The organism is Motiliproteus coralliicola, from assembly GCF_003345655.1.
GTDB lineage: Bacteria > Pseudomonadota > Gammaproteobacteria > Pseudomonadales > Balneatricaceae > Motiliproteus > Motiliproteus coralliicola.
Genome location: NZ_QQOH01000001.1, coordinates 124,513 through 147,902 on the forward strand (window position 1 = coordinate 124,513; position 23,390 = coordinate 147,902).

The 23,390-nt window shown below is 58.0% G+C and carries 20 protein-coding genes and 6 tRNA genes; 17 read left to right on the top strand and 9 right to left on the bottom strand.

Annotation, left to right across the window (positions count from 1 at the left end):
• Positions 1–3: 3 nt before the first annotated feature.
• From DV711_RS00590 to DV711_RS00605, 4 genes are all read right to left on the bottom strand, one after another.
• Complete coding sequence (locus tag DV711_RS00590; RefSeq protein WP_114693718.1) at positions 4–267, bottom strand: DUF5062 family protein; 264 nt, start codon at positions 265–267, stop codon at positions 4–6.
• 103 nt (positions 268–370) lie between these two features.
• Positions 371–1,462 (bottom strand): AmmeMemoRadiSam system radical SAM enzyme, encoded by a 1,092-nt coding sequence (amrS, locus tag DV711_RS00595; protein WP_114693719.1) that lies wholly within the window; start codon positions 1,460–1,462, stop codon positions 371–373.
• Between the two features lie 64 nt (positions 1,463–1,526).
• Positions 1,527–2,567 (bottom strand): cyclic di-GMP phosphodiesterase, encoded by a 1,041-nt coding sequence (locus DV711_RS00600; protein WP_114693720.1) that lies wholly within the window; start codon positions 2,565–2,567, stop codon positions 1,527–1,529.
• An 11-nt stretch (positions 2,568–2,578) separates the two neighbouring features.
• Positions 2,579–2,740, bottom strand: coding sequence for a rubredoxin (locus DV711_RS00605; protein ID WP_114693721.1), 162 nt, complete (start codon positions 2,738–2,740; stop codon positions 2,579–2,581).
• 308 nt (positions 2,741–3,048) lie between these two features.
• On the opposite strand from DV711_RS00605, the gene amrB reads away from it, so the two are divergent.
• Genes amrB through DV711_RS00620 form a run of 3 tightly spaced genes read left to right on the top strand, consistent with a single transcriptional unit; the run spans position 3,049 to position 6,121 of the window.
• Positions 3,049–3,894, top strand: a complete 846-nt coding sequence (gene amrB / locus DV711_RS00610) for an AmmeMemoRadiSam system protein B (RefSeq protein ID WP_114693722.1) — start codon at positions 3,049–3,051, stop codon at positions 3,892–3,894.
• The gene (gene amrA, locus DV711_RS00615; RefSeq protein WP_114693723.1) at positions 3,872–4,525 is read left to right on the top strand and encodes an AmmeMemoRadiSam system protein A; all 654 of its coding nucleotides are present in this window, start codon (positions 3,872–3,874) and stop codon (positions 4,523–4,525) included. Before amrB ends, amrA begins: the two co-directional genes overlap by 23 nt.
• A gap of 39 nt (positions 4,526–4,564) precedes the next feature.
• Entirely contained in the window at positions 4,565–6,121 is a 1,557-nt protein-coding gene (locus DV711_RS00620; RefSeq protein ID WP_114693724.1) for an MFS transporter, read from the top strand.
• 1 nt (position 6,122) lies between these two features.
• Here the strand turns inward: DV711_RS00620 and DV711_RS00625 are convergent, their stop codons facing one another.
• The 4 genes from DV711_RS00625 to syd all read right to left on the bottom strand — a co-directional run bounded on the left by DV711_RS00625 (position 6,123) and on the right by syd (position 10,538).
• A complete protein-coding gene (locus tag DV711_RS00625; protein ID WP_114693725.1) occupies positions 6,123–7,964 on the bottom strand; it encodes a PAS domain-containing hybrid sensor histidine kinase/response regulator in 1,842 nt (613 codons plus the stop codon).
• Positions 7,948–9,111 (bottom strand): alcohol dehydrogenase-like regulatory protein ErcA, encoded by a 1,164-nt coding sequence (gene ercA / locus DV711_RS00630; RefSeq protein WP_114693726.1) that lies wholly within the window; start codon positions 9,109–9,111, stop codon positions 7,948–7,950. Before ercA ends, DV711_RS00625 begins: the two co-directional genes overlap by 17 nt.
• Positions 9,112–9,257: 146 nt before the next feature.
• Positions 9,258–9,845 carry a YajG family lipoprotein gene (locus DV711_RS00635; RefSeq protein ID WP_114693727.1) on the bottom strand — a complete coding sequence of 196 codons (588 nt, stop codon included), beginning with the start codon at positions 9,843–9,845 and terminating at the stop codon, positions 9,258–9,260.
• Positions 9,846–9,947: 102 nt separating this feature from the next.
• Positions 9,948–10,538 (bottom strand): SecY-interacting protein, encoded by a 591-nt coding sequence (syd, locus tag DV711_RS00640; protein ID WP_341537580.1) that lies wholly within the window; start codon positions 10,536–10,538, stop codon positions 9,948–9,950.
• Positions 10,539–10,783: 245 nt separating this feature from the next.
• On the opposite strand from syd, the gene DV711_RS00645 reads away from it, so the two are divergent.
• From DV711_RS00645 to DV711_RS00705, 13 genes are all read left to right on the top strand, one after another.
• A tRNA-Val gene (locus tag DV711_RS00645) sits at positions 10,784–10,859 on the top strand.
• Between the two features lie 27 nt (positions 10,860–10,886).
• Positions 10,887–10,963: transfer RNA gene (locus DV711_RS00650), tRNA-Asp, on the top strand.
• Positions 10,964–11,033: 70 nt separating this feature from the next.
• Positions 11,034–11,109, top strand: a tRNA-Val gene (locus DV711_RS00655).
• Between the two features lie 62 nt (positions 11,110–11,171).
• Positions 11,172–11,248: transfer RNA gene (locus tag DV711_RS00660), tRNA-Asp, on the top strand.
• Positions 11,249–11,301: 53 nt separating this feature from the next.
• Positions 11,302–11,377 (top strand) — tRNA-Val (locus DV711_RS00665).
• A gap of 43 nt (positions 11,378–11,420) precedes the next feature.
• Positions 11,421–11,497 (top strand) — tRNA-Asp (locus DV711_RS00670).
• 203 nt (positions 11,498–11,700) lie between these two features.
• Positions 11,701–12,582 (top strand): NAD(+) kinase, encoded by an 882-nt coding sequence (locus DV711_RS00675; protein ID WP_114693729.1) that lies wholly within the window; start codon positions 11,701–11,703, stop codon positions 12,580–12,582.
• 38 nt (positions 12,583–12,620) lie between these two features.
• A complete protein-coding gene (locus DV711_RS00680; protein ID WP_114693730.1) occupies positions 12,621–13,586 on the top strand; it encodes a metallophosphoesterase in 966 nt (321 codons plus the stop codon).
• Positions 13,587–13,601: 15 nt separating this feature from the next.
• Entirely contained in the window at positions 13,602–14,444 is an 843-nt protein-coding gene (locus DV711_RS00685) for a rhomboid family intramembrane serine protease (RefSeq protein WP_114693731.1), read from the top strand.
• A gap of 72 nt (positions 14,445–14,516) precedes the next feature.
• Positions 14,517–16,358 (top strand): ABC transporter ATP-binding protein, encoded by a 1,842-nt coding sequence (locus DV711_RS00690; protein WP_114693732.1) that lies wholly within the window; start codon positions 14,517–14,519, stop codon positions 16,356–16,358.
• A gap of 228 nt (positions 16,359–16,586) precedes the next feature.
• Complete coding sequence (locus DV711_RS00695; protein WP_114693733.1) at positions 16,587–17,060, top strand: hypothetical protein; 474 nt, start codon at positions 16,587–16,589, stop codon at positions 17,058–17,060.
• Between the two features lie 22 nt (positions 17,061–17,082).
• On the top strand, positions 17,083–18,297 hold the full coding sequence (locus tag DV711_RS00700) for a TonB-dependent receptor (RefSeq protein WP_114693734.1): 1,215 nt from the start codon (positions 17,083–17,085) through the stop codon (positions 18,295–18,297).
• A gap of 90 nt (positions 18,298–18,387) precedes the next feature.
• Entirely contained in the window at positions 18,388–21,225 is a 2,838-nt protein-coding gene (locus DV711_RS00705) for a bifunctional diguanylate cyclase/phosphodiesterase (RefSeq protein ID WP_114693735.1), read from the top strand.
• A gap of 12 nt (positions 21,226–21,237) precedes the next feature.
• On the opposite strand, the gene DV711_RS00710 is transcribed toward DV711_RS00705, so the two are convergent.
• Complete coding sequence (locus DV711_RS00710; protein WP_114693736.1) at positions 21,238–21,744, bottom strand: YchJ family protein; 507 nt, start codon at positions 21,742–21,744, stop codon at positions 21,238–21,240.
• Between the two features lie 168 nt (positions 21,745–21,912).
• Here DV711_RS00710 and sbcB point away from each other — a divergent pair, with 168 nt between their 5' ends.
• Positions 21,913–23,355, top strand: a complete 1,443-nt coding sequence (sbcB, locus tag DV711_RS00715; protein WP_114693737.1) for an exodeoxyribonuclease I — start codon at positions 21,913–21,915, stop codon at positions 23,353–23,355.
• The last annotated feature ends 35 nt before the right edge of the window (positions 23,356–23,390 follow it).

Genomic DNA, 23,390 nt, shown 5'->3' on the forward strand with positions numbered 1-23,390 from the left:
TGATCAATCCTGCAGCAGCGGATGGTTATCGGGCAGGTTACGGGAGATCCATAGTGCCAGCTTGTGGCGCATATGGGGCAGGTCGACCTGATCCTTGGCCAGCGGTTGGATCAGGTTGTCATGGACCAACAGTTTGTAGATCGCGGTAACTTTCAGGTCAGCGCCGTCGGTGGCTTCGAATTCGCCGGCGCCGCGCTTCTTCAGATAGAGGCCGCCGACCCGGATCGCCTCTTTAAGTAACTCGTTCTCATGCTTGAGTTTTTTCATCTGAAATCTTTATCCCTATGCGATTGGTCGACCCTGAGTATAGAACGGGCCAGGGGCTAGAGTCATGACCACTCGGTAGGGTTTTTCGTAGAGCGATGCGTAGTTATTCGGCCGGCTGGTAGATTCTGACCGGCTGACGCTGGGCCCCCCAATGTCCGGGGCTGGCTTCAAAGCGACCGGCAATGGCTTTGCCGCAGTGACCGCAGCCACCCCGGTCGTTCAGGCCCCAGTGGCCGAGCTGGTACCAATCCCGCTCGATCAGCATCGAACCGCAATCGGGACAGAAGGTGCTGCCGCCCCGGCGATCGTGAACATTGCCGGTGTAAACGTAATGGAGACCGCAGGCCAAGCCGATCTCGCGCGCCCGAGTCAGGGTAGCTGCTGGTGTCGGAGGGGTGGTCATCATTTTAAAATCTGGATGGAAGGCACTGAAATGCAACGGCACGTCCGGCCCAAGCTGGTCGACAATCCAACGGCACTGAGCTTCGATCTCGGCATCACTATCATTCTGATCGGGAATCAACAGCGTAGTGATCTCGAACCAGACGTCGGTCTCCCAGCGCAGGTATTGCAGTGTCTCCAGTACCGGCTGTAACTCGGCACCGCAGAGTTTGCGGTAGAAGCGCTCGCTGAAGCCCTTCAGGTCGATATTGGCTGCGTCCATCGCTTGGTAGAACTCAACCCGGGGGGCGGGGCAGATATAGCCGGCACTGACGGCCACGGTGCGGATGTCACGCTCATGACAGGCAGCGGCCACGTCCAGCGCATATTCCATAAAGATCACCGGATCGTTATAGGTGAATGCGATCGAGCGGCAGCCGTAACGTTGGGCGGTGTCGGCCAGCGTTTCAGGATCGGCCCGGTCCGCCAGAGTATCCATCTGCCGTGATTTGCTCATATCCCAGTTCTGGCAAAACTTGCAGGTCAGGTTGCAGCCGGCGGTGCCGAATGAGAGAACCGGAGTGCCGGGCAGGAAGTGGTTGAGTGGTTTTTTCTCGATTGGATCGATGCAGAAGCCGCTGGAGCGTCCCCAGGTGTAGAGCTTGATCTGCTGCTGTTCACAGCCGCGGACAAAACAGAGGCCGCGCTGACCTTCGCGCAGTTTACAGTAGCGGGGACAGAGGTCGCACTGCACTCGACCGTCTTCAAGTCGGTGCCAGTAGCGGGTCGGATAGCTGTCTGTTTCGGTGGCCATCGCAGTGCTCCATGGGTTCACTGCAAGTATAGGCCGGTTGGATTTGAAGGCCCTCAACCGCCTCTTATCGAGGGATGCCACCCATCAGCATCACGAACCTTTCGAACAGCTCTTTGTTGAAGTGATCGGCCATCTGCGCCTTCATCAACTTCAAGGCCTCGAAGGGCTGCAACGCTTTCTTATAGGAGCGTTCGGCCGTCAATGCATCGTAAACATCGGCGATACAACAGATCTTTCCGTAGATATGAATTTCGCGATCATGCAACTGTTTCGGGTAACCGCTGCCATCGGCGCGCTCGTGATGCTGGAGGATGATAATCCGACTCTCTTCGCTCAATTGACCGGATTTTTCCAGCAGTTTGAAGCCCTTGTAGGGATGGGTGCGCATATGGCGCATCTCGGTGTCGTCCAGTCGGCCGGGTTTGTTGATCACCTCTTGGCGGATATTGACTTTGCCCAGGTCGTGAAGGAAGAAACCGGCACCCAGCTCGTGCATATCGTGGCGATCGGACTGACCGAACAGGGCCTTGGCTACCATGATGCTGGTGACACCGACATTGACCGAGTGGGTGTAGGTGTAAAAATCGTGGTCGGTGATCCGCAGCATGTTGATGGCGGTGGCGTCATCGCTGAGGATCAGGTCGGTTACCGAGCTGATCGCCTGCTTGGACGCTTTCAGGTTTTCAGCGGTGGGCGATTCCAGCAGACGGTTCATCAACTCACGGGAGTGGCTATAGACCGCCTTGGATCGCTGCTCGGGCGGGATCTTTTTGTCATGGAGCGATTCCAGCAACTGCTCGGGTACCAGATTATCCGGGTTCCACTGGGGGAGGTCGTCGCACAATTTAGGATCCAGCACGGCGGCTTCGTTGGCACTTTCGGTGGGGGCGTCTTCCGCGGGTCGCTTGGGTAACTTGCTGCGCTTCAGGTCTACCCGGACGTTTTCAAAGCCGCAATCTTGCAATTTTTTCAGCTGATCCGGGTCTTTGATCTGGAATTGATTTCGCAGAAACGGGTGGTCCAACCAACCGCTGGGTAGTACCACATACATCCCCACTTGCAGATTGCCGGGGGTGATGCTGGTCAAATCACGGGTCTGAGTCATGAGCGTCCTTGCTACTCGGGGCTAAACAGCGACTTCGGCGCGCCGCATTCCGGACAGACCCAGTCGTCGGGAATATCCTCCCAGAGGGTGCCGGGAGGGATGCCTTCCTCTGGGCAGCCCACTGCGGGGTCATAGACGTAGTCGCATATATCGCACTGATATTTCTGTTCCATATTATAGGTGCTGAATCTCTAATTAATTATGACAAGCATCATTTTTGCCGGGGTTGCGACCATGGTGTTACTCGGCGCACATCGACCTACTACATTGTCGAGTTGATATGCTTGAGGTTGGAAGTCGATGTTCCATTATAGTTCTTTATCGCGACCCAAAATCAATCGTTGCGGATGGTTAAGGTTCACATTGCGGCAGCTGCTAGAGCCGTATCTTCGCTGCTGCGATAGGCTACGCTTTAAGCAGCAATCATCAGTGCTCTTTAGTTGTCCAAAGAGTAGACGTCCGGCTTACAGGAGGCTTCACCATGGGCGGCGAACCTTCCGATACTCGATTCCATCAAAACCGGTCCGACCGTACCCGTGCGGCGGCGGTGGCGGGACTGTTTTACCCCGACGAGCCCGACCAGCTGCAACATCAACTGCTCGGTTTTCTGCGCCAGAATCCGGTGCCCGACGACATCCCTGCACGCTCGGGGGGGGAGTTGAAGGCGTTGATAGTGCCCCATGCCGGGTTTGTGTATTCGGGACCGGTGGCGGCTACGGCCTACAACCTGCTGGCTCCCTTGGCTGACAACATTCAACGTATCGTGCTACTTGGGCCGGCTCACCGGGTGCCGCTGCAGGGGGTGGCATTGAGTGGCGCCGATCATTTTGAAACGCCGTTGGGCAAGGTTGAGGTTGACGGGGAGGTGGTGGCGCAACTGGCACGGGTGCCCGGTGTTAGCGTTAACGACGAGGCCCACCGTCTGGAGCACTGCCTGGAGGTACAGCTGCCGTTCCTGCAGCAGCTTCTGGCTCAGTTTCGTATCGTCCCACTTGTGGTTGGACGGACCCCGGCGTCGTTGGTAGCGGATCTACTCGAGCAGTTGTGGGACCTGCCCAACACGCTGGTGCTATTCAGTTCCGACCTGAGTCACTACCTGGATTATCCAGAGGCACAACGGCGCGACCATGCCACCAGTAATCAGATCTGCCAACTCGAAGGCGAGCTCAGCGGCGAGCAGGCATGCGGTTGTCATGGACTCAATGGATTGCTGCAGCTGGGGCGGCGCCGACATCTGCAGATCGACCTGCTGGATCTGCGGAATTCCGGAGATACGGCCGGTGATCGGCAACGGGTGGTGGGTTATGGCGCCTTCGCCGTCCATTGATTGGAGTTCTGAGCTGAGTGAGCGACAGCAGCGTCAGCTGCTGTCGTTAGCGCGCGCCGCTATAAAAGCCCGATGGTCGCCCCCGCAGCGTGTCGGGGGTGACCAGACAGGTACGGCTCGAAATGACACTGAGAGTCTGTTGGAACCGGGCGACCTGACTACTTCTCCCTGGAATCAGCCGGCGGCCTGCTTTGTGACGTTGCACCGGCGCAGTGATCAACAGCTGCGCGGTTGTATCGGAACGCTCGAGGATGATCGAACCTTGGCGGATGCGGTGGTCTATTTTGCCGAGCAGGCGGCCTTCCATGATCCGCGTTTCCCTCCGATGCAGTCCGATGAACTGGCGGAAACGGCTATCGAGATCTCGCTGCTATCGCCTCAGCAACCGCTGCGGGTCGAATCCGAAGCAGACCTGCTGCAACAGCTGCGCCCAGGAGTCGACGGCCTGAAGCTGGAGTCTGAGCTTCACCGGGCCACCTTTCTGCCGCAGGTGTGGCAGCAGTTGCCACAGCCGAATAGCTTCGTTGCCAAATTGAAAGCCAAGGCGGGCTTGGCGCCCGACTACTGGAGTGATACCTTGCGCTGGTCGGTTTATCAGGTTTGGCATTTTAACGACGACAATGAGCCCTGAACTCCGCATATCACCCTTGTTCCCAGTTTGAGTTTTTCCATGCAACAATCATTGGCGGGCGCCTCGACTTCTTCCTCGGCGTCGTCTTCTCGTTCCTCACAAACGGCTGGCTCTCGAGCCTCCGGTAGTGGCCGTCCGGGCCCCGACTATGCCCAGGATCCGAAAGCGCGTTGGTTGGCGCTGATCAGTGTCTGTCTGTCGCTGATGGTGACCTCGCTGACGTTGTCGGCGGCCAGTATTGCGATTCCATCGATCGCCGATCAGTTGCAAGCTAATGCGGTGATGGTGAGCTGGATCCCGACCGCGTTGTTGTGGGGCAGTATCGTGCTGATGCTGCCGGCTGGCCGGGTGGCCGATATCGTTGGCCGCAAGCGGGTTTATCTGGTGGGGGTGACCCTGTTCTCGATCTCCTCGCTGCTGATTTTTGCGGTGGGTAGTATCGAGGCGCTGCTGGGGTTGCGGGTGATGCAGGGGCTGAGCAGTTCGATGGTGTTCGGCAGTGGTTTGGCGGTGGTCGGTTCGGTATTCCCCCCCAAGGCCAGGGGGCAGGCGCTGGGTTTTGCCGCCTCGTCGGTCTATCTGGGGCTCACCGCCGGGCCGTTGATTGGCGGTTGGCTGACCGAGCATTACGGCTGGCGCAGTGTCTTCTGGATGCCGATTCCGCTGACCCTGTTGGCGCTGCTGTTGGTGGCGCTGTTTCTTAAGGGGGAGTGGAAGAGCGAGACGCCCGAACGGCTCGACTGGAGCGGCAGCCTACTGTTTGCCGCCTGGGTCAGCGCAACCTTCCTTGGAATCTCAGGCCTGCCGGAACCGGAGTCGATCGCCTTGGTGGTATTGGGCGGGGGGCTGCTGTGGTGGTTTATCCGACACCAGAACCGGGTCGAGTTTCCGCTGATTCGATTACAGGTATTGCGCCAGAACCGATTGTTGCGACGCTCGATCAAGGCCAGCTTGTTCATGTACGGCGCCAACTTTCCGATCGTATTTCTGCTCAGCCTCTATCTGCAGTATATCCAGGGCATGTCACCCAGCGAGGCGGGGCAGCTGATCTTGATCGAAACCCTGGTGATGATGGTGCTGGCCCCGTTGGCCGGCCGGTTGTCGGATCGTTTTGAGGCACGGCTGATCTCGACCGCCGGGTGCCTGTGCTTCGCGTTCGGATTCGGATTGTTGATCTGGTTGCAGATGGATACCAGCAAGCTGTTTATCATTGTTGCCTTGGCAGTGCTGGGATTGGGATTCGGGCTGTTTTCAACGCCAAACAACAGTGCCGTGATGGGGGCGGTACCCCGGAGCCGGATGGGGATCGCCTCGGCGATGCTGAGCCTGGCACGCACCTTGGGGAATCTGGTCGGCACCGCGTTGGTGATGATGCTGATCTCCTGGTCGATCGGCGAGGCTGCCATCGAACCGGATCAGTATCCGCAGCTGCTCTGGGTGGTGAAAACCTCGTTGGCGTTGTCCGGGCTGGCAGCGCTGGTGGCCTGCTATTACTCCTATACCCGCGGCTCGGTACACCAGCAGCCTCTAGCGTCAGCAACAGCCGCGGTGACGCCGCCGGATGCCGATCGGCGCGAGCAATCCTCCGAGGGTTGAGCTACTGGCTTAGCAGGTGGCTGATCAGGGCCCGGAGTTTACCGGGTTTGATCGGCTTGTTGAGACGTTGCAGGCCTCGCTGCTGCAGCAGTTGGCGTAACTGGACACTGCGGTCGGCGGTGATCATCAGTGCCGCCGGACGTGGTCGTTGCTGGCTATCGCACCAGCGGTAGAGAGCATCCAGAACCGCCAGGCCGGTCAGCTCGTTGTCCAGGTGGTAGTCGGCCAGAATCACCGCCGGCGATTGCTGCTGTAGACATACCAGAGCCTGCTGCTGGTCGGCCGCACAACTGACCCGGCAGCCCCACTGCTCCAACAGGGCGACCATCCCCATCTGAATCGATTCTTCATTTTCGATCACCAACACCGACAACTGCTGCAGATCGGCACCGGAACCGATGGCGGGCGCCAATGTATCTAGCGGCTGTGGTTCGCAGGCCTGTCCAAGCGGTACCTGGACGGAAAAGCAGGAGCCGCGGCCCGGTTGCGATTGCACCCGGATCGGATGGTCCAGAATGCGGGCGATTCGATCCACGATTGCCAGGCCCAAGCCGACGCCCTGTCCGCTGGTGGCGTTGTCGAGCTGGTGGAACTCCTGATAGATCTCATCGAGCCGGTCGGCCGGAATGCCGGGGCCGGTATCGCAAACCAGAAACTCAATCGCATCGTTGGGGGTGTCTTGAGATCGACGCCGGCAGCCAAGCAAAACGGCGCCGCTGTCGGTATAGCGGATCGCATTGCTGAGGAAGTTTCTCAATATCCGGCTCAACAGCCGGGCGTCAGAGTGGATCCAGCTTCGACAGGGCACTAATCGCAGTTGCAGTCCGGCATCACGGGCGACCGGCTCAAATTCGGTGTGCAGTTGCTGCAGCAACTGGTCGGCGCAGAAACTGCTCGGTTCGGCACTGACCGCGTTGGCGTCGAGGCGGGCGATATCGAGCAGGTCCCCGAGTAGCGATTCGGCCCCTTCGAGGGCGATGTGGGCGCGCTCGACCAGTTGTCGGTTGGCTGCATCTTGCTCGCGGTCCTGCAGGGTGGAGACCAGCAGCCGTGCTGCGTTAAGGGGTTGCAGTAGATCGTGGCTGGCGGCGGCGAGGTATTTGTCTTTGGAGCGGTTGGCCGCCTCAGCCTCGGCTTTGGCCTGCTGCAGCTGCCGCTCAATCTGGGTGCGCTCGTCGATCTCCAGGCGCAGGTGCCGGTTCAGTTCGCTCAGTTCGCGGGTGCGATCACTGACCCGCTGCTCCAGCTCCAGATTGAGTCGGCTGAGTTCGGCCTGGGCCCGCTTGCGTTCAGTGATATCCTGCACGAAGGCCTCGATCAACCCTCGCTCCGGGTCCTTGAGCAGCACGTTGGTGGAGATGTGGACCCTGTTGCCGTCGGCGGTCAGCAGCTGGGTTTCAAAACCGACCCGCTGGCCGTGACGGCGAAGTAGTTTGAGCAGGTTGAGGTAGTCTTGCGGCACCGCGAACAGCTGGCTGCCGATATCGCCGATCCGTTCAAATTCATCCACCGAGGCGTAACCGCAGATTCGAGCGATGGCCGGGTTGGCCGCGGTTACCGGGCCGTCGATACGGGCCTGGAAAATACCGTGCAGGGCGTTCTCGAATAACCATTCGTAACGCTCTTTCTCCTGCTCTATCTCGTCGATCTTACCCAGTAGTTCGGGGTAGTAGCTCTTGCGCGCCGAGAAGTCACCCAGGCCGATCAGGTTTTGCAGCAGCGCTTCGTCGCCGTGGCTGGTTTCACCGTCGGCGTCACGTTCGGCAGCGGTATTGGGGCGCTCTAATTCGGTGGGATTGAAGCCGTCCTGGGGCGGAGGGGGGCAGTTAGAGCGCTTCCTCATACACCACCTCGACATCGCGCTTATTGGACTTGCGGGGATTGGTCAGGATGCAGGGATCCTTGATCGCCTTGTGGGACAGCATCGGTATATCGCTGGTGCTGACGCCCGCCTCCTTGAGCCGCTGGGTTAACCCCACATCTGCTTTCAGGGTGCTGACCCGCTGGATCAGCTCGCGTCGGATCCGCGGCGACTGCATGCCCCGGGTATCGATCCCAAGCGTATCGGCCACCACCTTGAACTTGTCTTCGGCCGAGTTGTAATTGAAGTCGATCACGTGCTCGAGCAGGATCGAATTGCACAACCCGTGGGGAAGGTCGAGGTAGCCGCCCAGGCTATGGGACATGGCGTGTACAGCCCCGAGAATCGCATTGGAGAAAGCTAGCCCCGCCTTCATGCTGCCCAGCATTACCTGCTCGCGCAGCACGAGATTGTTGGGATCGGCCACCAGGGCCGGTAGGTTGTCCGATACCAGTTTGATCGCCTCCAGTGCGTGCATATCGGTCAGCGGCCCGCTGGCGGTGGAGACGAAGGCCTCGACCGCGTGGACCAGAGCATCAACACCGGTGCAGGCGGTCAGGAATGGGTCCATTGTGACCGTGGTTTCCGGATCGATCAGCGATACGTCGGGTACCACCGCCTTACTGATAATGGAGATCTTATTGCGGCTCTGCTGATCGGAGATGATGGCGAACTGGGAGACATCGGCAGAGGTGCCGGCGGTGGTCGGTATAAAGATCAATGGCGGGATCGGGTGATGGATCTGATCGACGCCTTCGAAGCTGAGAATATGGCCGCGGTTGGCGCTGACGATACCGATCCCCTTGGCGCAGTCCATCGGGCTACCGCCGCCGATCGCTACGATCACGTTGCAGTTCTCGCTCAGGTAGCGCTCGGCGCCGCGCATCACCTCTTCGCTGCGGGGGTTGGGGCTGACATCGGTGAACAGTCGATAGTCGATATCGAGTTCGCGCAGGCTGGCCTCGACGTCGTCAACCCAGCCGGCCGCCTTGACGCCGGGATCGGAGACGATCAGGACACGGTTGGCACCGAAGGTGCGGGCGAAATTGCCGACGGTTTTGCGGGCTCCAGCGCCGAATATGATCTCCGGCGATACGAATTTACGCAGGTTGGATATGGGACTGCTCATCCGGGCTCTCGTGAATTGTTATCGTTATTCTGAATGTGCTCCGGGCACTATAACAATTCTGACCAGGACTGTTGCGCCGGATTCCCGGCTCTACTACCAATTAGGGTGGGGCGCGGCCGGTTGCTACCGACCGCGTCTCGATGGCGCTAGCGCCGGATGAACTCGATCAGGCGGGGGTCGTTGAATAACCGGGTCAGGGTCTCAGACATAATCTGATTGATGATCTCGGCATTGGTGGCTTCGTTCGGTGCCTTGAAGAACTTATGCACTTTGGTGGATTCGTAACGTGAGGCCTGCTGGCTGTCGTTCTTGTCGGCTACGGCGGCGATCTGCGAGCGCAGAGTGATCTCCAGCGGCAGGCTCTGGTTGTCGGCGACGGTGTAGCTCAGCTCTTCGAGGATCAGATTCAACTTGATCGGCTGTGGGCTGGGTTGATCGACGCGAATCCCCATCTCGGTCAAGGCTGCTTCGGCAGCAGGGCGGAGGCTGTGATTGATGCTCCGTGCCAGGGTGATGTGGTTGGAGCCGCGATAGACGCCGCCGCGGGTGCCCAGGCTTTGGCTGGGGCGTTTATCGGTAACGCTCAAGTGAACCGTGGGCTGGTTATCAACGAGGCTGTTGACGCTGATGACCGGATCCAGGCGGACTTGTTGAGGGCTCTGAGCACAACCGGCCAGGGTTAACACGGCGGCGAGTCCGAGCAGGAGTTTTGTCGCGGGCTTCAGCGTGAGCATAGGCGGGCTTCCATTCGGTGATTAAAAAGTTGGTACTATCTCTCAGGTTACGACTTCAACAGAGTTTAGGGGAGCGGTCAGCAGCTGACCAGCCCATCCCCGTTATTCGAACTGGGCCGGTTTCAGTTGCTGGATAAACTCCGCCAAAGAGTCGGCGATCCGCTCGCTGGTCTTGCGGCCCGGTTGTTCCAGCAATACCGCGCCGGTGCGATTGTCTACCGCCAGCACATACTCCTCTGGTTTGGTGCAGCCGAAGAACAGGCTCAGAGGCTGTTTCAGACGTCGCCGTCCCATCGCATGACCGATCAGGTTGGCTCTGAGTCGTTCCAGGTCCTCTTCGCTCCAGGCGAACAGCAGATCCAGTTCGCCCTGGGCTGATCGGGCCGGCAATGGATCGGACCAGTAACTCAGATAATACGACTTGATCGATGGATGGATAGTTTCCTCCAGCGCCTTCTCCAGGCGCTCGAACATATCGCTGCGCTGTTGTTGGCGTACGGGCCGCCATGGAATCTGCCCCTGGTTGTCGGCCTGCTCCTGATAGCAGGGAGAGGGCCACAGGGGATCAAACTCCACCAGGGGCAATGCTGGCCAGTGTGCAAGGCTGTCGTCGATAAACCTTTGCAGCGCTTGCTCCAAGTTTTGATCGGAGGCTGATACGGGTTGTGACTGTTGTGATATTGGCGTTGTCAAAGAGAAACCTGAACCGTTGATAGAAAACCTCTTTATTATAGAAAGCGCTGTCGAATCGGAAAATCCCCGATTACCGATTTATCGCATCGCGTTAGCGCGCTCGCGATGTTGGTTTTTTGATCAAAAAGTCGTTGATTTGATCGCTTTTTATCCGTTTTCAAATCGTTTTCAAAAAAGCTTAAATTTTTTGGAAATTAGGTTTGACAGCCGGTCCAAAACCCGTAGAATTCGCAGCTCCTGATTCGGGGCGTGTAGCTCAGTTGGGAGAGCGCCACCCTTACAAGGTGGATGTCGGCAGTTCGAGCCTGTCCACGCCCACCACGAATCGGAAGCTTATCGAAGCACAACGGAGCGGTAGTTCAGTTGGTTAGAATACCGGCCTGTCACGCCGGGGGTCGCGGGTTCGAGTCCCGTCCGTTCCGCCACTTCGATTGGCATGGTGCTCCTACCATAGGGAGTACTCCTGACTCGGGAGTCTAAATTTGAGTGGTTGCAGGGCGTGTAGCTCAGTTGGGAGAGCGCCACCCTTACAAGGTGGATGTCGGCAGTTCGAGCCTGTCCACGCCCACCACAACTTCGGTTGTGGCTGCAATCAAAGCTGACGGCTTAGTCGTCGGTGGTTGTTATCGCTGCGGAGCGGTAGTTCAGTTGGTTAGAATACCGGCCTGTCACGCCGGGGGTCGCGGGTTCGAGTCCCGTCCGTTCCGCCACTTTATCAAAGCCTGGCTTTGGTAATACAAGCGATCAGAGATACCACGTTAGTGGGCGTGTAGCTCAGTTGGGAGAGCGCCACCCTTACAAGGTGGATGTCGGCAGTTCGAGCCTGTCCACGCCCACCACTTTATTGACCAAGTCAGTTATGGCTGGAGTCAATTCCGCTGCGGAGCGGTAGTTCAGTTGGTTAGAATACCGGCCTGTCACGCCGGGGGTCGCGGGTTCGAGTCCCGTCCGTTCCGCCATTTCTTCTCTTTCTTGTTCTTTGTTGGTAACTGCTTCCGACTTGCTGGTCGTAGCGGCATATCTGACATCCTGTTTTTCCCTCAGATATCCTGATTTTCATCCTCACAAGAGTCGCAGTATCGACTTGTTCGGCCCTATAATGCCGCATCGGCCTCTATCGATTGTAGGTGGAGCAGTAGAGCCAAAGAGAAAAGTTAACCTGATGGAAAACTTCAGAAATATCGGCCTGGTCGGACGCCAGGGGAGTACCCCGGTGATCCAGTCGTTGGAGCATCTTGTGCCGTTCCTGCAATCGCGGGGACTGAATGTGTTTGTCGACGATCGGATTGCCGATCTGGTCCCTGCCCGGGAGATGCAGCACAGCACCGTCAAAATGATGGGGCAGCATTGTGATCTGGTTATCGTGGTCGGGGGTGACGGCAGTTTGTTGGGGGCCGCCCGCCAGCTGGCCCACTCCGGAGTTCCGGTGCTGGGGATCAACCGCGGTAATCTGGGCTTTCTGACCGACATTGCGCCGGATGAGATCGAACAGAAAGTGGGCGAGGTGCTGGATGGCCATTATCACAGCGAGCAGCGCTTTCTGATCGAAGCGGAGGTGTTCCGTGATGGTGAAAAGATCGGCTTCGGTGAAGCGCTCAACGATATCATCCTGCACCCCAATCAGGCCGCCCGGATGATCCGGTTTGAGCTCTATATCGACGATCAGTTTGTTTACTCGCAGCGCTCGGACGGGCTGATTGTTTCGACCCCGACCGGCTCGACGGCCTATGCGCTGTCCGGTGGTGGTCCGATTATGCACCCCAAGCTGGACGCCTTGGTGCTGGTGCCGATCTTCCCGCACACCTTGAGCAGTCGACCGATCGTGATCGACGGCAATGCGGAGTTGAGGATCGTGGTCGCCGAGCGCAACGATACCCATCCGTTTATCAGCTGCGACGGTCAGCACCAGATTCCCTGCCTGCCCGGCGACGAGATCAGTGTGCGGAAGAAACCCCATCCGCTGCATCTGATCCATCCGCTCTGTTACAACTACTACGAGTCCTGTCGCTCCAAACTGGGTTGGGGCTCTAAGTTGGGTGAATAGCTGGGTGAGTAACGAAGACTGGGACGCGGCAGAAGACGGTGGAATTTAGCGGATACGATCTGATAGGCGACGTACACGGTTGTGCTCGGACGTTGCAACAGCTGCTGCAGCGGTTGGGGTATCAGCGCCGAGGGGGCTGCTACCGCCATCCGCAGCGCCAGGCAATCTTTATCGGTGATATCGTCGACCGAGGTACCGGCGTCAGGGAGGCGTTGGAACTCGTGCGCGAGATGGTAGAGCAGGGCGCGGCCCAGATCGTTCTGGGTAATCATGAGTATAACTGTATCGCTTATAACGAACCGGCTAGACCGGGTTCCCAGCATCAGTATCTGCGTGATCACAGCCCCCGCAACCAGCGGATGTTGCGCGAAACCCTGGAGCAGATGGAACCCTATGCCGACGAGTGGCGCGACCATCTGCGCTGGTTCCGGCAGATCCCGCTGTTCTTGGATTTGGAGGGCTTCAGGGTTGTTCATGCCTGCTGGGACGAGGAGCTGATTCAGCGGCTCAAACAACAGCAAATACAGGATCTCAGTGATGATGATTTCCTGCACCGGACTGTGGAGCGGGGCAGTTTCGGGTGGTTGGTTGCGGATCGTCTACTGCGGGGAACCTACTTGCGGTTGCCCAACGAGGCGGTGATGGAGAGTGCCGAAGGTTTTCGCCGATACGTGTATCGGACCAAATTCTGGAGTCGCAATCCGCAGCGTCATGGGGATGTGGTATTCCAGCCCGACCCGTTGCCCGAGCACTTGGCGCGGTTGCCGTTGACCGAGGGGGAGCGTGAGAAGCTGCTGCACTATGGGTCGGAACTGCCGCCGCTATTTATCGGCCACTACTGGCGCCAGGGGATTCCGGCGCCGATTACCAACAATATCGCCTGCCTGGACTACAGCGCTGTTAAGGCGGGGCGCTTGGTGGCTTATCGTATGGATGCAGAGACCGTCCTGAGTGCGGACAAGTTTGTCTGGGTCGATGTCGACGCCAGAGACCTGGCGGATTAATCGGACGAAGAGTTAATGATACAACTGTTTGAGCTGCCTGCTGATCTTGACCTGGGCCCCTTCGCTGCTTACCTGTGGCGTCAGCGTATCCATCACCGGATTACCCATCTACAGGGGCAGCAGCAACTGTGGCTGGCCGATCCTGCTGATGCCGATTTTGTGATGGAGCAGTTCAACCGCTGGCAGCGGGGCGAGGCGCTTGAGAACTCGTCCGGCGGGGCCTCAAAGCAGGTCGCCTTCCCTTGGTGGCGGCTACCGGTAACGCTGGTGTTGATCGGGTTTAGTCTGGCGCTGACGCTGCTGACCGGGTTTGGCAATCGGCTGGGCTGGCTGCATTGGTTCAGTTTCGTCGACTTCGACTTTCAGGGTGGTTACCTGATATTTCAAAGTTTCCCGACGCTGTTGAGTGGCGGGCAGTGGTGGCGGTTGCTGACGCCGATATTCCTGCACTACAGTTTGCTGCATCTGGTCTTTAATCTGTTGTGGACCTGGGAGTTGGGACGGCGGATTGAATTGACCCGAGGTTCGTCTTCGTTGCTGTGGTTGGTCCTGTTTATTGGTATCAGCTCCAACGCCGCCCAGTTTTTGATGACCGGCCCGCTGTTCGGCGGTTTGTCCGGGGTGATCTTCGGCTTGATGGGTTATACCTGGCTAAGCGATCGGTTGAAGCTGGGGCCGGGGTTCGGCATGCCGCCGGCGTTGATGACCTTCATGATGATCTGGCTGGTGTTGGGTGTCAGCGGCTTGATCGAGAAGATGGGGTTTGGCGCCATCGCCAATACGGCCCATCTGGTCGGTTTGTTGGCTGGTCTGGTATGTGTGTTGCCGGTCTGGTTGCGGCGAAACCGGCCCCAATAGGTCGTCGATAATCTTTCTGTTCGGCTCCGGGCCTGTCTAGGCCGGAGCTTCGATCCTTGTCTGGAGTAATTCATGCTGGCTTTTTTTGAGCGTCTGACCCAGCCGTTCCCCCCCGAGGAACCCGGTCAGCCGCCGCGGGGTATCTATGCCTTCTGTCGCCATTATACCCGGGGGATGGAGCGTTCGTTGCTGTGGATGACGTTGCTGACCTCGATCCTGGCGATCCTTGAGGTGTTGTTGTTCGGCTTTATGGGTCAGTTGGTCGATTGGCTGGGTGAACGCGACCCGCAGACGCTGTTCGAGCAGGAGGGCTTGAAGCTGTTGGGAATGGCGCTGCTGGTGTTGCTGATTATCCCGTTGCTGGTATTTCTGCATTCGGCCATCGTTCACCAGGCGTTGCTGGGCAACTATCCGATGGCGGTACGTTGGTTGGCCCATCGCTACCTGCTCGGTCAGAGCCTGTCGTTCTACCAGGATGATTTTGCCGGGCGCTTGGCCACCAAGGTGATGCAGACGGCACTGTCGGTACGCGAAGCGGTAATGAAGTTGCTTAACGTGATGGTGTATGTTCTGGTCTATTTTCTGACCATGCTGGTACTGCTGGCGCAGGCGGATTATCGGTTGATGCTGCCGATGCTGGCCTGGTTGGTTGGCTATGTCGGGCTGCAGCTGTACTACATCCCGAAGTTGAAACGGGTCGCCACCGAACAGGCGGATGCCCGTTCGACCATGACCGGCCGGGTGGTGGATAGCTACACCAATATCGCCACGGTCAAACTCTTTGCTCATACCCGTCAGGAGGCCGATTATGCGCAGCAGGGGATGGGCGGGTTTATGGAGACTGTCTATCGCCAGATGCGTCTGGCCACCGGCATCAACGTTGGGGTGCAGATCAGCAACTACCTGTTGGCGTTTGTGATCTCGGCGACCTCCATCTGGTTATGGTCGATCGAAGCGGTCACTATCGGGGCGATCGCGATTGCCGTCAGTCTGGCCTTGCGGCTGAACGGCATGTCGCAGTGGATCATGTGGGAAGTCAGTACGCTGTTCGAGCACATCGGTACCGTGGCCGACGGCATGAGCACTCTGGCTCAGCCGCGTGAGGTGCAAGATCGTCCCGGTGCGCCGCCGTTGAAGGTCTGTGCCGGCAAGATCGAATTCGATCAAATCCGTTTTCATTACGGCAAGGGCGAGGGGGTGATCGAGCAGCTTGATTTGAAAATCCGTCCGGGGGAGAAGGTCGGACTGGTCGGACGCTCGGGTGCCGGTAAATCGACGCTGGTGAACCTGCTGCTCAGGTTCTATGACCTCGAAGGCGGAAAAATCCGAATCGACGATCAGGATATCAGCGCGGTTCAGCAGGAAACACTACGCGAACAGATCGGGATGGTGACCCAGGATACGGCGCTGCTGCACCGTTCGGTGAGGGAAAATATTCTCTATGGTCGGCCCGATGCCACCGAAGCGGAGCTGGTCGACGCGGCGACTAAGGCCGAGGCCCATGAGTTTATTCAGCAGCTGGCCGACCCCAAGGGTAATGTCGGCTACGACGCCCAGGTCGGGGAGCGTGGGGTCAAGCTGTCCGGCGGTCAGCGGCAGCGAATCGCCATCGCTCGGGCGCTGCTCAAGGATGCGCCGATTCTGGTGCTGGATGAGGCGACTTCGGCGCTGGACTCCGAGGTTGAGGCGGCGATCCAGCATAGTCTGCAGCAGTTGATGCAGGGTAAGACGGTGATTGCGATCGCGCACCGGCTGTCGACGATCGCCGCGATGGATCGGCTGATCGTGCTGGATCAGGGGAGGATCGTCGAACAGGGGACTCATCGGGAGCTGGTCCAAAATAATGGGATCTATGCTCAACTTTGGTCCCATCAGACCGGCGGTTTTTTGGGTACGGACCCTCAGCAGGACTAAACTCTGCAGATTCACCGTACTTAAGGCCTTTTTAGTAGTGACAAGTGCTTACTTGTAATTTAGCCTAGTGTTTCTTTAAAACGGCTGCAGTGCCGATATTTATGTGCCTGTTCCAGTCGTTTAAAACGGTGGTTTGAAATTCGCCGAGTAGTACCTGATCAGGGCTGCCGACCTTAGCTGTCGGCGTGGTCCAAAGGGAGTCATATCATCGCTAGGGACTTGCAGAGAATGCCTAGACCACACCTGATTTCTCGACCGATGGGTCAGTTGGGTACCTGGTTGTGCTGTCTATTGCTTTGCTGTGTAGCGAGCCTTACTGTCGCTGCGGAGAAACCGGCGGGGCCTTCCATCGCTGTTTACACCAACACCGATGTGCCGCCGGTGAAGCTGTCGAGTGATCTGCTGCGTTCAATCTTCGGTATGCGTTCTACGGTCTGGCCGAACGGTCAGCGAATTCAAGTCTTTGTTCTTCCCGATAAGCATCCTTTGCACCGTCGTTTCAGTAAGTCGGTGTTGGGACTGTTTCCCTATCAGTTGCGGCAGGTCTGGGATCGTGCGGTCTTTTCCGGTACCGGTGAGGCGCCGGTACAGGTGGCCGACGAGCTAGAAATGCTGCAGCGCTTACAGACAACGGCCGGCGCGATCGGTTACTTGCCCCTTGAATCGGATCCAGAGGGGGTGTCACTTGTACAACAGCCATAATACAGATCGAGGACGATTAGCGATGGCAGGTGGTTTGGTAGCGCAACGACTGCGCCGAGGCTGCAACAACTTTACGGTGATGGGCCTGCTTCAGCTGCTGCTGTTGTCGCTCTCGAATACGGCGCAGGCCGAAATTCGCTGGGATGTGGGGGGCTTTCTGTCACAGGGATGGGTAACCAGCGATCATAACTCGTTCTACGGTGATTCCAGTGGTTCGGGCGGTTCGTTCGACTTTCGTGAGCTGGGCGTTAACGGTTTTGTCCAGCTCGACCCGCGCTTGAAAATCAGCGGTCAGTTGTTGTCGCGCCGCGCCGGTGAAATCAGTGACGGTGATCCTCAGGTTGATTACCTATTTGCCGATATCTTTCTAGTACAGCAGATGCAAAGGCAGGCCGGGCTGCGTCTGGGGCGGATTAAGAATGCACTGGGTTTCTTCAACGAGACCCGGGATATGGCCTTCACTCGACCGGGACTGATTCTGCCGCAGTCGATCTACTTCGATCAGGTTCGGGAGTTACAACACTCTTCTGACGGTTTGGCGTTTTACTACCGTCAGGGAAACAGTCTGGGTGATTGGCAGCTGGATCTGCAGTACGGGCGTCTACAAACCGGTGAGAACACCGAAGCGCTGTTCCTTGGGAATGTGATGAACGGAGAGTTCGGAAACAGCATGATGGCGTTGGCCAGATTGCAATTCGAACCCCAGGAGAGTCGTTGGCGGATGGGCTTGACCCGTGCCCACCTCGACTTGCCGTTTAATCCTGCCGCCGGTGACCCGCTTACCAAAGGCAAACTGGATGTCGAGATGACGGTGCTGTCGCTGCAGCACAACCGCGAGCGATTGAGTTTCACTGCCGAGGCGATGCAGGTCGACACCCGCTGGAAGAACCTGGGGATTTTGCCCGACCATAAGACCCTGCAGGCTTATTATTTGCAGATGGACTATCGCTTCACCGACCAATGGCAGGCGATGGTGCGATACGACGATCTGGTGCTGGATAAGGATGATCGCGATGGTAGCACCTTCAATATGATTCATGGCCTGCCAGCCCATCTACAGTTTGCCAAAGACTGGAGCCTGGGGCTGCGCTATCAGCCCAGTCAGAGTTGGGACCTGCGAGCCGAAGTGCACCGGGTTGATGGAACCGCCTGGTTGTCGAAGAAGGATAATCCTGACGGATCAAAGATGCGTCGACGCTGGAATATGCTGTTGGTTCAGGCTGCGTATCGATTTTAGAGGGACTGCCGGTCGTAAGCCCGTTAAGGCGCTGACCCGAGCGCTAACGGGCTTTGCCGTGAGGTTAAAGCCGGCCAATGTAGGGACGTCATGCATAGACGCTTTTTCAGCTTAAAGTGGAAGTTGTTACTGTTGATGACCGGGGTGCTGTTTACCCTGGGGTTGGCGGTATCCGGTATCTCTTATCTACACGAAGAGAATCTGCTTGAGAGCGAGCGTCAAAAACAGCACCGGGAAAATGTCGCGGAGCTCGAGCGACAGATCCGGGCGGTGCAGCAGCAGCTGATCAAGCGGCTCGAGTATCTCACCCTGCTGATCCAGCCCGATGATAAAACCCTGACCCCCAGCCAGCTACAGCAGAAACTGGCTCGACACTACTCCTTTGTCGAGGTGTTGTGGGGCTTGGAGGCGTTGCAGGCCAACAGCGTCAGCCAGGGTGTCATTCTGGCCCGAGGCAACGACACTTCGGTGCTGCAGGATCAGAATCTACAGGCGATTCAGGGCGAACAACCGATGGTTGGTCTGAGCTGTGATGAGGGCTGTCGGGCTCTGGCATCGGTGCCGCTGATGTTGTCCGACGGCGAAACCGGCAGCCTGGGAGTAGCGACCTCGTTGGCCGAGGTGGTGCTGCAATCGCAGCAGCGTACCGGGTGGGACACCGGGGTGCTGATCAAAAATGAGATGGTAGAGCCTGCCACCCTACCAGATTGGCAATTGAATATAGTCGCGATGAGTAATATCTCGCGGGTGCTGCCGCAGCTTCGTGCTTTGACCGAGCAGCAGAACTTCCGTGGTTCCGGTTCCTACCTGCTCCAGCAGGAGGGGCGTAGTATCGAGGTATCATTGACCCCGCTGCAGGGACTCGACGACCGCCAGCAGGCGTACTGGGTCCAGATCGCCGATGTCAGCAGCGGCTACGCGGATATCCAGAAAACCTTCATCATCCAGCTGGGCATCACCCTCGGCTCACTGTTCGCCAGTGGTTTTCTGATCGTCAGCTTGCTGAATGCACCGATGCGAAAACTTGGGCAGGTGGCGGCGACCCTGCCGTCGCTGGCGCTTCGAGACTTCGATCATGTCCGGAATCAATTTGAAAATCAGAAAGGGTTCGGTAAAGAGTCCGATGACGAGTTATCCCTGCTGATCCGCAGCACCGTGCAGCTGGCGGACGAGCTGGAGCGGCTCGATCGCGAGATGCGGATGCGAAATTTGAAGCTCGAGCGCAGCAGTCAGCAGCTGTCACGGCAGAAGGATTTCGCCTCCGGATTGCTGGATAATGCCCAGGCGGTAATCCTGGTGCAGGATACTCAGGGACGATGCAAGAGCCTCAATCGCTTTGGCCGACAACTGCTGGGCCACAGTGAATGGCAGTCGCAGACCCGTGACTTCCATGAGCTGTTTGGTGAGCTTAACAAGGACAGCGTGTCGCAGATGGAAGAGCTGTATACCGGCATGCGGCATCACTTCCGCCATGAGACCCGCTGTTTCGACGTCTACGGCAACCTGCGAACCCTGTCGTGGATACACTCCTCGCTGACCCAGAACGACCGATCCCACAGCATTCTGAGTATTGGGATGGATGTGACCGAACAGGTCAAGGTTCAGCGCCAACTGCGCTGGCTTGCCAATCACGATTCGCTGACCAACCTGCCTAATCGCAGTAGTCTGCAGCAGCAGTTACACCGCCGTATCGAGCAGGCCCGGGATCGGCAGTCCCAGCTGGCGGTTATGTTCTGTGATCTGGATAACTTCAAGCAGATCAACGATACCCTCGGACACCCGGTCGGCGATGAACTGCTTATCCAGGTGGCCGAACGACTTAAGCGGGTAGTCCGGCATCAGGATACGGTGGCACGGATCGGGGGTGACGAATTTGTCATTCTGATCGATGACCACAGCCATGGCGAGGAAGTGCTGAAGACCGCCGACAGCATGCTCGAATGTCTGGAGGCGACCTACAATATCCAGGGCCAGGAGCTCTATATCTCGGCCAGTATCGGAATCGCCTTCTATCCGGAACATGGTGGTGATGCCACCGCGCTGATCAAGAACGCCGATATTGCCATGTACCAGTCCAAATCGGACGGCCGCAAGCAGTATTCAGTTTACAGCCATGCTCAATCGCAGGGGATGGAGGAGCGCCTCAACCTGACCGCCGACCTGCGCCATGGTCTGCAGCGGAACGAGTTTGAACTCTACTACCAGCCGCAGGTGAGCATCGATGAGGCCCGGATCGTTGGGGTCGAAGCTCTGATTCGCTGGCATCACCCGGAGCAGGGGATGGTGCCGCCGGATAAGTTTATCGGTATCGCCGAAGAGACCGGTCAGATCATCGACATGGGGCGCTGGATCATTCGCGAAGCCTGCCAACAGCTGCAGAGCTGGTCCCGTGACGGGATGTCTGATGTGCGGATGTCGATCAACCTGGCCGGGCCGCAGATCATGTCGGACAGCCTGCTGGATGATATTCGACGGGTGCTGGAGGAAACCGGCGTGGATCCGAATTCGTTGGAGTTCGAGATCACCGAGAGCTTTATCATGAGCCAGCCGGAAAACACCATCGCCAGGCTCAATCAGATCAAGTCGTTGGGGATCAAACTGTCGATCGATGACTTTGGTACCGGCTATTCGTCCCTGGGATACCTGAAGCGGCTACCGATCGATAAGCTCAAGATCGACAAGTCGTTCGTGTTCGATATCGGTCGCTGTTCCGATGATGAAGCGATCGCCGTAGCCGTTATCGGTCTGGGACAGAGCCTGAACCTGCAGGTGATTGCTGAAGGGGTGGAAGAGGCGCAGCATGTCGAATTCCTTCGCGACCATGGCTGTGACGAACTCCAGGGCTTCTACTACAGCAAGCCGTTGCCGGCCGATGACTGCGCAGACTTTATCCGCCACTATCGTGTCGAAAAGCAGATCCCGCAGTAAGACGCTGAACGCCTAACCCCGACCGCAGCAACGTTTGAACTTGGTGCCCGAGCCGCAGGGGCAGGCCGCGTTTCGCTCGGGTTTGAAGGACTTTACCTCGAGTTCGCCGTCAAGGTAGTACCAGCGGCCATCCAACTGTTCGAAACGCGAGTTTTCCTCCAGGCGCCCGAATCCCTCCGCGTCGGCGTAGGTAGCGATGAAATGCACCCTGCCGTATCGGTCCGTTGGTTGGCCAGCTTCGGTCGAGAGGATCTGGAGTTGTAGCCAGCGGGTCTGTTGATCGAGCGGCTGGTCGGGGCTCAGGCCATTGCGAAAATCTGGGTGGCTTGTTTCGAACAGATAGGTCGGTTGAGCGGTGGCAAAGGCACTGAATCGGGATCGCATCAACGCCTCGGCGGTTGTCACCGGTCGGTTGCCATCGATGGCCGGACCGCAGCAGTCGCCATAAGCCTGCTGGGAGCCGCAGGGGCAGGGGTTTTGCTGCGGAAACCGCGGTGTGGGTGCTTGAACTTTAGCCATGCCGGCCGATAACCTCTTTAGCTTTGTGTCTGTTGTGATCCCCGCTCGACCAATGAGCAGGGGCGGGGGACAATGGACGCTGTTTTTTCTACAGAGCGCTGCTTAGCATCGCTGTTCAACGCGTTTTTTGTCCAGGCCTGCAGGGGGCCTTCATGGGATTAGGGGTTAATGAGCGGATCCAATTTTAGTTTTTACTGGCACGATTATGAAACCTTCGGCGCCAATCCGATGGTCGATCGACCGGTGCAGTTCGCCGGGATCAGAACCGATGCCGAGCTGAACATCTTGGGCGAACCGTTGATGATCTTCTGCAAACCGGCCGACGATTACCTACCCCATCCTGAGGCCTGCCTGATTACCGGTATTACCCCGCAGCAGGCTATTCGCGAGGGGGTGCCCGAGGCGAAGTTTATCGAGCGTATCCATCAGGAACTGGCGCTGCCCGGCACCTGTGGGGTGGGTTATAACAGCCTGAGATTCGATGACGAGGTGACCCGTTACACCCTTTACCGGAATTTCTTTGACCCCTACGCCCGGGAGTGGCAGAACGGCAACTCCCGCTGGGATGTTATCGATATGCTGCGGCTGGCGCGGGCGCTTCGCCCTGAAGGTATCAATTGGCCCGAATATGAGAATGGTCGTCCCAGCCTGCGATTGGAGGATCTGACCGCGGCCAACGGCCTGGCCCACGAAGCGGCCCACGATGCGCTGTCCGATGTCCACGCCACCATCGCGATCGCTCGACTGGTCAAACAGGCCCAGCCGAAACTGTTCGCCTATGCCCTTAAGCTGCGGGATAAACGGGTGGCGGCTCAGATGCTGGACGTGGCAAGGATGAAGCCGGTCCTGCACGTGTCTTCGAAAATACCGTCAGAGCGCTTCAACACGGCACTGGTGGCTCCCCTGGCGGTGCATCCGGTCAACAAGAATGCGGTGATCGTTTACGATCTGAGTATTGACCCGACCCCGCTGCTGGAGCTGACCGCGGCCCAGATCGCCGAGCGCCTCTACACCCCGAGTTCGGAGCTGGCCGAAGGGGAGGAGCGGATACCGTTGAAACTGGTTCACCTGAATAAATCACCGATGTTGGCACCGGCCAACATGATCAACGCCGAAGAAGCCGAACGTTTGTCGATCTCCGGTGACCGTTGCCGCACCCACCTGGGCATGCTTCGCGGCGCCGATGGGCTGGTGGCCAAAGTACAGCAGGTCTTTGAGCAGTCTTCGCTGGAACCCTTATCGGATCCGGACCAGATGCTCTATAGCGGCGGCTTTTTTGGTGACAGCGACAAGCAGGCGATGACCCAGATACGTAAGGCGGCTCCCGAACTGCTGGGCGAGCTGGAACCGATGTTCCAGGATGGACGACTGGAGGAGATGCTGTTCCGTTACCGGGCCCGTAACTACCCCGATACGCTCAGCGGTGATGAACAGCAGCGCTGGAGCGAATTCTGTCGCCAGCGGCTGCTGCAACCGCTGCCCAAGACCCTGGGGTTCGAACAGTTTTATCAACGCCTCAACGAGCTCGGAAGTGATCCGCAGTTGGCGCCGGAAAAGATGCATATCTTGCAGGAGTTGGCGGCCTATGCCGAATCGATCTATCCGGTTTGACGCTAAAGAGGTTGTCTCAAGTCATGGCGGCGTTG

Excerpts from the sequence above, each read along its gene's own strand:
- DV711_RS00695 (WP_114693733.1), top strand. The coding sequence starts at position 16,587 with ATGCCTAGACCACACCTGATTTCTCGACCGATGGGTCAGTTGGGTACC.
- sbcB (WP_114693737.1), top strand. The coding sequence starts at position 21,913 with ATGAGCGGATCCAATTTTAGTTTTTACTGGCACGATTATGAAACCTTC.
- DV711_RS00620 (WP_114693724.1), top strand. The coding sequence starts at position 4,565 with ATGCAACAATCATTGGCGGGCGCCTCGACTTCTTCCTCGGCGTCGTCT.
- DV711_RS00685 (WP_114693731.1), top strand. The coding sequence starts at position 13,602 with ATGATACAACTGTTTGAGCTGCCTGCTGATCTTGACCTGGGCCCCTTC.
- DV711_RS00590 (WP_114693718.1), bottom strand. The coding sequence starts at position 267 with ATGAAAAAACTCAAGCATGAGAACGAGTTACTTAAAGAGGCGATCCGG.
- amrS (WP_114693719.1), bottom strand. The coding sequence starts at position 1,462 with ATGGCCACCGAAACAGACAGCTATCCGACCCGCTACTGGCACCGACTT.
- amrA (WP_114693723.1), top strand. The coding sequence starts at position 3,872 with ATGGCGCCTTCGCCGTCCATTGATTGGAGTTCTGAGCTGAGTGAGCGA.
- DV711_RS00635 (WP_114693727.1), bottom strand. The coding sequence starts at position 9,845 with ATGCTCACGCTGAAGCCCGCGACAAAACTCCTGCTCGGACTCGCCGCC.
- DV711_RS00600 (WP_114693720.1), bottom strand. The coding sequence starts at position 2,567 with ATGACTCAGACCCGTGATTTGACCAGCATCACCCCCGGCAATCTGCAA.
- amrB (WP_114693722.1), top strand. The coding sequence starts at position 3,049 with ATGGGCGGCGAACCTTCCGATACTCGATTCCATCAAAACCGGTCCGAC.
- DV711_RS00625 (WP_114693725.1), bottom strand. The coding sequence starts at position 7,964 with ATGAGGAAGCGCTCTAACTGCCCCCCTCCGCCCCAGGACGGCTTCAAT.
- ercA (WP_114693726.1), bottom strand. The coding sequence starts at position 9,111 with ATGAGCAGTCCCATATCCAACCTGCGTAAATTCGTATCGCCGGAGATC.
- DV711_RS00605 (WP_114693721.1), bottom strand. The coding sequence starts at position 2,740 with ATGGAACAGAAATATCAGTGCGATATATGCGACTACGTCTATGACCCC.
- DV711_RS00705 (WP_114693735.1), top strand. The coding sequence starts at position 18,388 with ATGCATAGACGCTTTTTCAGCTTAAAGTGGAAGTTGTTACTGTTGATG.
- DV711_RS00710 (WP_114693736.1), bottom strand. The coding sequence starts at position 21,744 with ATGGCTAAAGTTCAAGCACCCACACCGCGGTTTCCGCAGCAAAACCCC.
- DV711_RS00675 (WP_114693729.1), top strand. The coding sequence starts at position 11,701 with ATGGAAAACTTCAGAAATATCGGCCTGGTCGGACGCCAGGGGAGTACC.
- DV711_RS00690 (WP_114693732.1), top strand. The coding sequence starts at position 14,517 with ATGCTGGCTTTTTTTGAGCGTCTGACCCAGCCGTTCCCCCCCGAGGAA.
- DV711_RS00700 (WP_114693734.1), top strand. The coding sequence starts at position 17,083 with ATGGCAGGTGGTTTGGTAGCGCAACGACTGCGCCGAGGCTGCAACAAC.